This is a genomic window from Burkholderia sp. KCJ3K979, from assembly GCF_016759955.1.
In the GTDB taxonomy this organism is placed as follows: Bacteria; Pseudomonadota; Gammaproteobacteria; order Burkholderiales; family Burkholderiaceae; genus Burkholderia; species Burkholderia orbicola.
In genome coordinates this window covers 1-8327 of record NZ_JACFYV010000264.1, presented here as the reverse complement: position 1 = coordinate 8327, position 8327 = coordinate 1, and the positions used below count along the sequence as shown (strand labels likewise).

Here is an 8327-nt window from a genome sequence, read left to right as displayed (position 1 = left end):
GAGCGGTAGTTCAGTCGGTTAGAATACCGGCCTGTCACGCCGGGGGTCGCGGGTTCGAGTCCCGTCCGCTCCGCCAAACAAACAACAATGCCCGCCTTGTGCGGGCATTGTTGTTTGTGCGTTCGGTCGTTGTACTCGCTTGCGGGCACGTGACTGCGGAGCGGAGGAAGCCGCCTGCCCGGCTTCCGGCGGGGCTTGAAGGGCTGCCGCTTGCAAGCGCAGCCGCGGCCTGCGGGAGGTAGGCGAGTCCCGTCCGCTCCGCCGGAAAATGAAGAAGCCCGCCTCGTGCGGGCTTTCTCATTTGCGTCGCTCGTTCTGTCTTCCGTTCACCCCTCTCATCGAGCGCCGCGCCCCTACGAGAAATTCGCGATTGCATCCGCCCGCGACTGCGCTATCGTGGCGGGATGCGTTTCCGACTCCTGCGCGATGCTCGATCCGACCGACCTGCGACTCCTGTATCAGCTCCGGCCCGCGGAGCCCGGCGATTTTCCGTATGCCGAAGCGTTGACGCACGGCAATATGGGTGGCTACTACAAGCGCCACGGGCTCGTGTGGCGCAGCGACCTGTTCTATGCGAGCTGGCGCGAATCCGAGAACTTCATCCTCGAGGCCGACGGCGAGCGTATCGGTGTGCTGCGCGTGACCGAGGAGGGCGATTCGCTGCATATCCGCGACGTGCAGATCGCGGCCGGCCATCGCGGGCAGGGCGCCGGCACTTATATGCTCGAGATGTCGCATCGCTGGGCACGTGCGCGTGGGCTGCACGAACTGCAGTTGCGCGTGTTCGTCGACAATCCTGCCGCGCGCCTGTACCTGCGCATGGGCTACCGCGTCACCGGCCCGCGACTGGCGCAACTCGGCTCGATTCGCCACATGGTGCGGCCGGTCTGAGGGACCGGCGCCCCGGAGCGCAATCAGCGCACCGCGTCGATCGGGCCGTCGTCGTCGTCCGGCGTTTCGCTGTCCGCGAAACCGCCTTCCGGGCCTCGATGTTCGTAGCCACGGAGCATGAACGCGCGCGGGCTTTCGCCGAAGGCGCGGCGGAACATGGCCGAGAACGCGCTCTGGCTCTGGTAGCCGAGTTCGCGCGCGATATGCGACAGCGGGCGCCCCTGGTTCAGCAGCGGGATCGCCCGGGCGAGCAGCGCCTGCTGGCGCCACTGCGAAAAGCTCACGCCCAGTTCCTGCTTGAAAAGCCGCGATATCGTGCGCGTGCTCGCGCCGACCTCGCTCGCCCAGTGTTCGAGCGACTCCGCATGCGCGGGGTGCGCCAGGACCGATTCGCACAGCAGGCGCAGCCGTTTCTCGTCGGGCATCGGCACCGCGAGCGGTAGCGGTTCGGCCTGACTCAGTTCGTCGAGCACGAGCCCGCACAGCAGGCGCTCGCGCGCGGTGCTCAGATCGCGTGCGTCGAGTGCGACGATCAACTCGCGCAGCAGCCCCGTCACCTCGACGACGCGGCATGCGTCGAGCCCGCCCGGCACGATCGACTCGTCGATGTACAGCGTGCGCAAATAGGCCTCTTCGACGATCGTGACCTCGTGCGTCACGTGCGGCGGCACCCAGATCGCGCGAGACGGCGGCACCATCCAGGTCGTGCCGGTCGTCGCGACGCGCAGCACGCCGCGCGACGCGTACGCGAGCTGAGCCCAGGCATGCGTGTGCAGCGGAATGCGGCGGCCGGCATCGACCTGCCGCGCGCGCACGCGCATCGGATGGACGGCGGTCGGCGCGAATTCCGGCGGGATGTCGATGACGTCGTACGGTTTCGATACGTCGGCTGGAGCGGGCGGATTCATGAACGGTTCGGGCAGCGCGGCGGCGATGCCGTTATTTTAGAAGGCGCAGCGCTTGCGCATGCGGCGGTTTTTCCGGCCATCATGCCGGGTTCAAATGAACTTTGTGTGGGCGCTGGCGAATCCGGGGGCGGCTGGCCGCTGCCGCGCGCCGACGGTTCGAACCATCGGGCCGGTATCGGGGTCTATCGATGCGTGCGCCATGTCGCGCCCATCGCGCGCCGAGCGCATGCAAACACGGCAACATACGAATCGAAGAGGAGAACCACGATGCGCCATGTATTCGTCTATGGCACCTTGAGAGCCGGACAGGCCAACGACATCGGCCATGCGGCCGCCCGCCACGGCATCGCCGCGCCGACGCTGCTGGGCGCGGCCGCGCTGCCGGGCGAACTGGTCGATTTCGGCACGTATCCGGGCATGATTCCCGGGCCGGCCGGCAAGTCGCTCGTCTGGGGCGACGTCTACGAGGTCGACGAGCGGCTCGTGCCGGTGCTCGACGAGATCGAGCGCGTCTATCCAGGCGTCGACTCGCTGTTCAAGCCGGAAGAGGCGACGGTCGAACTCGGCGGCCGGCAATACGCCTGCCTGTATTATCCGGTCGCCGCGCACGCGGCAGCCGGGCGTCCGCGTATCGCGTCGGGCGACTGGGTTCAGCACCGGCGCGAGCAGGAAGCCGCCTGAGCGTGCCTGCCGGCGGCGGCTGGATTTGCCGCTGTCGAATCCAAAAGAAAAGCGCCCCGCGGGGCGCTTTTTCATGCCATTGATCCGTCGTCGCACGCGACCGGCGGCACGACGTGGAGCCGGCCGACGATCGCAGCGGACAGCTCGTCAGATTTCCTCGTACAGCGGCAGCGTCAGGAATTCGGTGAAGCCTTCCGACGTCGACATCTGTTCGAAGATCGCTGCGGCGCGTTCGTACGGCTGCGTGTTGCCGCCGACCGCGCGCTTCACGTTGTCCAGTTCGATCTTCGCGAATTCGCGCACGAGTTCGGCCGTGACCTTGCGGCCGTCGTCGAGCACGCCCTTCGGCGAGCGGATCCATTGCCACACCTGCGAGCGGGAAATCTCGGCCGTTGCCGCATCTTCCATCAGGTTGTGGATCGGCACGCAGCCGTTGCCGTCGAGCCAGGCGCCGAGATAGTGGATCCCGACGTTGATGTTGTTGCGCAGGCCGGCTTCGGTGATCGGCGCTTCCGGCTGGAAGTCGAGCAGGTTCCTGCCTTCGACCTGCACGTCGTCGCGCTGCTTCGCGATCTGGTTCGGCTTGTCGCCGAGCACCTTGACGAACTCTTCCATCGCGATCGGCACGAGGCCCGGGTGCGCGACCCAGCCGCCGTCGTAGCCGTCGGTCGCGTCGCGCTGCTTGTCCGAGCGCACGCCGCCCATCGCCTTGTCGTTCGCTTCCGGATCGTTCTTGATCGGAATCAGCGCGCTCATCCCGCCGATCGCCGGCGCGTTGCGCTTGTGGCAGGTCTTCAGCAGCAGCAGTGCGTACGCACGCATGAACGGCACCGTCATCGTGATCTTCGAACGGTCGGCCAGGCAGAAGTCGCGGTCGTTCTTGAACTTCTTGATCGCCGAGAAGATGTAGTCCCAACGGCCGGCGTTCAGGCCCGAGCTGTGTTCGCGCAGTTCGTACAGGATCTCGTCCATCTCGAACGCGGCGAGGATCGTCTCGATCAGCACCGTCGCGCGGATCGTGCCGCGCGGCACGCCGACCGCTTCCTGGGCCGCGACGAAGATGTCGTTCCACAGGCGCGCCTCCAGATGGCTCTCCATCTTCGGCAGGTAGAAGTACGGGCCCGAGCCGCGCGCGAGCAGTTCCTTCGCGTTGTGGAACAGGAACAGCGCGAAATCGAAGATGCCGCCGGACACGCGCTGGCCGTCGACCGTCACGTGCTTCTCGTCGAGGTGCCAGCCGCGCGGACGCACGATCAGCGTCGCGACCTTGTCGTTCAGCCGGTACGACTTGCCGTTCTGCTCGAGCGAGATCGTGCGGCGCACCGCGTCCTTCAGGTTGATCTGGCCGTCGATCTGGTTCGTCCAGCTCGGCGCGTTCGAATCCTCGAAGTCCGTCATGTACGAATCGGCGCCCGAGTTCAGCGCGTTGATGATCATCTTGCGCTCGACGGGCCCCGTGATCTCGACGCGGCGGCATTGCAGGTCGACAGGCAGCGGCGCGACCTTCCAGTCGCCTTCGCGGATCGCCTTCGTCTGCGCCAGGAAATCGGGGCGCTCGCCCGCGTCGAGGCGTTTCGTGCGCTCGACGCGCGCCTGCAGCAGCGCCTGGCGGCGCGATTCGAACGTGCGGTGCAGCGCCGCGACGAGCGCCAGCGCGTCGGGCGTCAGGATGGCTTCGTAACCCGGCTTGATTTCGCCGGTGATCGTCATGCCTTGCGGCAGCGTGATCGGGGTGCTCATGAGTCTCATCTCCTTGGTCGGTCAGTTGCGGTTTCGGTGAAGGGGGAAGGCGGCAGCTGCGAGCGTCATGCACCCGGGCCGGGGCGCGTGCGGTTTGCGGGTCTGCCGGACGGAGCCGGGGTGGGTGTGGCGAGGAAGGCGAGCAGGTCGGCCATGCCGGTGCCGGTGCCGTCGGGCGGCGCGCCGAGTTCCTCGGCGGGCGCGCCCGTGCGGTTGAGCCAGAACGTCGTGTAGCCGAACCAGGTGGCGCCGGCGACGTCCCACGCGTTCGACGACACGAACACGATGTCGCGCGGGTTCGCCCCGAACGCGGCGGTGCCGAGCGCGTAGGCGGCCGGGCTCGGTTTGTACGCGCGCACGGTGTCGGCCGACAGCACGCGATCGAACAGGCCGGACATGCCGGCGCTCTTGATCGCGATGTCGAGCATCTGCGGGGTGCCGTTCGACAGGATCGCGAGCGGCGGGCGCGGGTCGAGCGCGCGCAGCTTGCGCAACGCGGGCACCGTATCGGGATAGGTCGACAGGCACGCGTATTCGTCCATCAAGCGCTTCTCGGCCGCGCCGTTCAGCGCGAGCCCGAGCCGGCGCGCGGCGAACCGCAGCGCATCGAGCGTGATGTCCCGGAACGGGCGATAGTGCGCGCCGGCCGGATCGGCGAGCGTGCGCAGCTGCGAGTATTCGATCTGCTTGCGTCGCCACAGCTGCGACAACCGTTCCCCGTGTCCGGGAAACATCTGCTCAGCCGCGGCCAGCACGGCACGCACGTCGAACAACGTGCCGAATGCGTCGAAGAGGATGGCGTCGGGAGAGGAGAGTGTCGTTGTGGCCGACATAGCCTTGCGCTCCAGTTTCAGAGGTCGGGTCGATTCTATTCGTGATCGAAGGTGCTAAAAAAGACGCTAAACATCACTTGATCTTTTACTTTCATATACCTAATCTGAGCGACTCACGTTATTTGAAAGGCGGCGATGCCGTCCTTTCGAGAGAGTCATGGACCGGTTCAAGCAGATCGAAACGTTCGCCGCGGTCGCGGCGAAAGGCAGCCTGTCGGCGGCCGCGCATGCGGAAGGCGTCGCGCCGGCGATCATCGGCCGCCGCCTCGACGCGCTCGAGGAGCGGCTCGGCGTGAAGCTGCTGGTACGCACGACGCGCAAGCTCACGCTGACGTTCGAGGGTTCGGCGTTCCTCGAGGATTGCCAGCGCATCATCAACGACATGCAGAACGCGGAAGCGAGCGTGTCCGCCGGCGGCGTCAAGGCGAGCGGCCATCTGCGGATTTCCGCGCCGGCCGGCTTCGGCCGGCGGCACGTCGCGCCGCTCGTGCCTGAATTCAGCGTCGGGCACCCGGATGTGTCCGTCACGCTCGACCTGTCCGACCGAATGGTCGACCTCGTCAACGAAGGGTTCGATTGCGCGGTGCGGCTCGGCGAACTGCCCGACTCGTCGCTGGTGTCGCTGAAACTCGGCGAGAACCGCCGCGTGTGCGTCGCGTCGCCAGCGTATCTCGCGCGGCGCGGCACGCCGGCCACGCTCGCGGAACTGGCGCGGCACAACTGCCTCGCGCTCGCGGCGAACGCGAACCAGCAGCGCGGCTGGTCGTTCCAGGAGGACGACAAGGTCGTGTCGATCCGCGTGAACGGCACGATGGAATGCTCGGACGGCGCGGTGCTGCACGAGTGGTGCCTCGCAGGCCATGGCCTCGCGTGGCGCTCGTGGTGGGAAGTCGGCGAGGACATCGCGGCCGGGCGGCTCGTCAGCGTGCTCGACGCGTTCGCCGCGCCGCCGATCGGCATCCACGCGGTGTTTCCGCAACGCCGGCATCTGCCGCTGCGGGTGCGCCTGTTTCTCGATTACCTGAAGCACACGTACGAGCGGCCCGGCTATTGGGGCGAGTAGGCGACGCGCGCCCGCGTGTTTCCGATATGAGGGCGAACCCGCTGCCGATTCGGCCGGCGCGATTTCGCACACTACAATCGTAAGAGGCATGCGCGCCGTGTCGCGGCCGGCTCGACCGGCGCCGCGGCGCGTGGCGTGCAATTGACGAAGGAGGGCGCGATGTTCCGGCACATCCTCGTTCCAACCGACGGTTCCGAACTGTCGCAAAAGGCGATCGACGGCGCGATCGACCTGGCTCGTGCGGTCGGCGCGCGCGTGACGGCCTACGCGTGCCTGCCGCAATATCCGTACTCGCCGTTTTCCGAAGTGATCATCGAGCCGCCCGCCGACTTCCGTGCGCGCAGCGAGCGTGAGGCGCGCGCGCATCTCGACGAGGTGGAGGCGGCCGCGAAGGCGGCCGGGGTCGCGTGCGACACGTGGACGAGCGTGCATCCGTCGCCGTATCTCGGCATCATCGAGGCGGCGGAGCGCGGCGGGTGCGACGTGATCTTCATGGCGTCCCACGGACGCCGCGGGCTCGGCAGCCTGTTGATCGGCAGCGAGACGCAGCGCGTGCTGACCCATACGAAAATTCCGGTGATCGTCTATCGGTAGGGCAGCGCCGGCCGTGGCCGGGCAAGCTGCGCCGCAGAAAAAGGGCGCGCCGGACGAAGCCGGCGCGCATCGTTGCTGGCGGCCCGCAGGCCGCGCGGCCGGTCGCGCGAAGGGACTCGCGCGCCTGCCGTCTCCTCCCTGATTGTTGTTCCGGTGGCCGATGCCGCGGCGTCGCGAGACGCGGCGGCATCACGCCTGGGCGCGTTACGCGACTTTCTTGCCGTCGAAGAACTGTTCGTCCTCGGTCGAGCCGTGCAGCGCGGTCGTCGATGCTTCGCGTTCGACTGTCTGCGTCACCGCGTCGAAGTAGCCGGTGCCGACCTCGCGCTGATGCTTGACTGCCGTGAAGCCCTTGTCGGCGGCCGCGAACTCGGCCTGCTGCAGTTCGACGAACGCGCTCATCTGCGTGCGAGCATAGCCGTGCGCGAGGTTGAACATCGAGTAGTTCAGCGCATGGAAGCCGGCCAGCGTGATGAACTGGAACTTGTAGCCCATCGCGCCCAGCTCCTTCTGGAACTTCGCGATCGTCGCGTCGTCGAGATTCTTCTTCCAGTTGAACGACGGCGAGCAGTTGTACGACAGCAGCTTGCCCGGGAACTGCTTGTGGATCGCTTCCGCGAACTTCTTCGCGTACTCGAGATCGGGCTTGCCGGTTTCGCACCAGATCAGGTCGGCGTACGGCGCGTACGCGAGGCCGCGCGAGACCGCCTGTTCGAGGCCCGGCTTCGTGCGGAAGAAGCCTTCCACCGTGCGCTCGCCGGTCAGGAACGGCTTGTCGTTGTCGTCGACGTCGGACGTGATCAGGTCGGCCGCTTCCGCGTCGGTGCGCGCAACCAGCACGGTCGGCGTGCCCATCACGTCAGCCGCGAGCCGCGCGGCCGACAGTTTCGCGACGGCTTCACGCGTCGGCACGAGCACCTTGCCGCCCATGTGGCCGCACTTCTTCACCGATGCGAGTTGATCCTCGAAGTGAACGCCCGATGCACCGGCCTCGATCATCGCCTTCATCAGCTCGAACGCATTGAGCACGCCGCCGAAGCCGGCTTCCGCGTCGGCGACGATCGGCGCGAAGAAGTCGACGTAGCCTTCGTCGCCCGGGTTCTTGCCTTCCGACCACTGGATCTGGTCGGCGCGCGTCAGCGTGTTGTTGATGCGCTTCACGACGAGCGGTACCGAGTTGGCCGGGTACAGCGACTGATCCGGGTACATTTCGCCCGCGACGTTTGCGTCGCCGGCGACTTGCCAGCCGGACAGGTAGATGGCCTTCAGGCCGGCCTTCACCTGCTGCATCGCCTGGTTGCCGGTCAGTGCGCCGAGTGCGTTGACGAACGGCTCGTTGTTGATGAGGCTCCACAGTTTTTCCGCGCCGCGCTTGGCCAGCGTGTGCTCGATCGGGATCGAGCCGCGCAGGCGGACCACGTCCTCAGCCAAGTAGCTGCGCTTGATGCCCTTCCAGCGCGGATCGGTTTCCCATTGCTGCTGCAGTTCCTGTGCCTGTTGCTGACGCGACATGATGAGCTCCTTGATGCGATGTATGCCTGCCGAATCTGACGGGGATGATGCTGTTCGCGAGGCGGGGAAGCGGTACGTTCCGTTTCGCGAGGTCTTGTATAAGAG

8 protein-coding genes are annotated in these 8327 nt (G+C 66.8%); 4 read left to right on the top strand and 4 right to left on the bottom strand.

Translation table 11 applies throughout. The features are described 5' to 3' along the window. Positions 1 to 426: 426 nt before the first annotated feature. Positions 427 to 891 (top strand): GNAT family N-acetyltransferase, encoded by a 465-nt coding sequence (locus tag H3O04_RS31760; protein WP_077203695.1) that lies wholly within the window; start codon positions 427 to 429, stop codon positions 889 to 891. 23 nt (positions 892 to 914) lie between these two features. Here the strand turns inward: H3O04_RS31760 and H3O04_RS31755 are convergent, their stop codons facing one another. Continuing rightward, a complete protein-coding gene (locus H3O04_RS31755) occupies positions 915 to 1799 on the bottom strand; it encodes an AraC family transcriptional regulator (protein WP_105797732.1) in 885 nt (294 codons plus the stop codon). Between the two features lie 267 nt (positions 1800 to 2066). On the opposite strand from H3O04_RS31755, the gene H3O04_RS31750 reads away from it, so the two are divergent. Next, positions 2067 to 2480 (top strand): gamma-glutamylcyclotransferase family protein, encoded by a 414-nt coding sequence (locus H3O04_RS31750; RefSeq protein WP_006478456.1) that lies wholly within the window; start codon positions 2067 to 2069, stop codon positions 2478 to 2480. A 147-nt stretch (positions 2481 to 2627) separates the two neighbouring features. Here the strand turns inward: H3O04_RS31750 and aceB are convergent, their stop codons facing one another. Both aceB and H3O04_RS31740 read right to left on the bottom strand, forming a co-directional pair. Further along, positions 2628 to 4220, bottom strand: a complete 1593-nt coding sequence (gene aceB, locus H3O04_RS31745; protein WP_124478143.1) for a malate synthase A — start codon at positions 4218 to 4220, stop codon at positions 2628 to 2630. A gap of 65 nt (positions 4221 to 4285) precedes the next feature. Then, the gene (locus H3O04_RS31740; RefSeq protein ID WP_006478458.1) at positions 4286 to 5053 is read right to left on the bottom strand and encodes a haloacid dehalogenase type II; all 768 of its coding nucleotides are present in this window, start codon (positions 5051 to 5053) and stop codon (positions 4286 to 4288) included. A 157-nt stretch (positions 5054 to 5210) separates the two neighbouring features. Between H3O04_RS31740 and H3O04_RS31735 the strand changes: the two genes are divergently transcribed. Beyond that, positions 5211 to 6116 (top strand): LysR family transcriptional regulator, encoded by a 906-nt coding sequence (locus H3O04_RS31735; protein ID WP_053525366.1) that lies wholly within the window; start codon positions 5211 to 5213, stop codon positions 6114 to 6116. A gap of 159 nt (positions 6117 to 6275) precedes the next feature. After that, positions 6276 to 6710, top strand: a complete 435-nt coding sequence (locus H3O04_RS31730; protein ID WP_011549516.1) for a universal stress protein — start codon at positions 6276 to 6278, stop codon at positions 6708 to 6710. A gap of 204 nt (positions 6711 to 6914) precedes the next feature. Here the strand turns inward: H3O04_RS31730 and aceA are convergent, their stop codons facing one another. Further along, the gene (aceA, locus tag H3O04_RS31725; protein WP_012328776.1) at positions 6915 to 8222 is read right to left on the bottom strand and encodes an isocitrate lyase; all 1308 of its coding nucleotides are present in this window, start codon (positions 8220 to 8222) and stop codon (positions 6915 to 6917) included. Positions 8223 to 8327 lie beyond the last annotated feature (105 nt).

Bases quoted from the DNA above. Each gene is read 5' to 3' on its own strand.
- H3O04_RS31760 (WP_077203695.1), top strand. From the start codon at position 427: ATGCTCGATCCGACCGACCTGCGACTCCTGTATCAGCTCCGGCCCGCG.
- H3O04_RS31750 (WP_006478456.1), top strand. From the start codon at position 2,067: ATGCGCCATGTATTCGTCTATGGCACCTTGAGAGCCGGACAGGCCAAC.
- H3O04_RS31735 (WP_053525366.1), top strand. From the start codon at position 5,211: ATGGACCGGTTCAAGCAGATCGAAACGTTCGCCGCGGTCGCGGCGAAA.
- aceB (WP_124478143.1), bottom strand. From the start codon at position 4,220: ATGAGCACCCCGATCACGCTGCCGCAAGGCATGACGATCACCGGCGAA.
- aceA (WP_012328776.1), bottom strand. From the start codon at position 8,222: ATGTCGCGTCAGCAACAGGCACAGGAACTGCAGCAGCAATGGGAAACC.
- H3O04_RS31740 (WP_006478458.1), bottom strand. From the start codon at position 5,053: ATGTCGGCCACAACGACACTCTCCTCTCCCGACGCCATCCTCTTCGAC.
- H3O04_RS31755 (WP_105797732.1), bottom strand. From the start codon at position 1,799: ATGAATCCGCCCGCTCCAGCCGACGTATCGAAACCGTACGACGTCATC.
- H3O04_RS31730 (WP_011549516.1), top strand. From the start codon at position 6,276: ATGTTCCGGCACATCCTCGTTCCAACCGACGGTTCCGAACTGTCGCAA.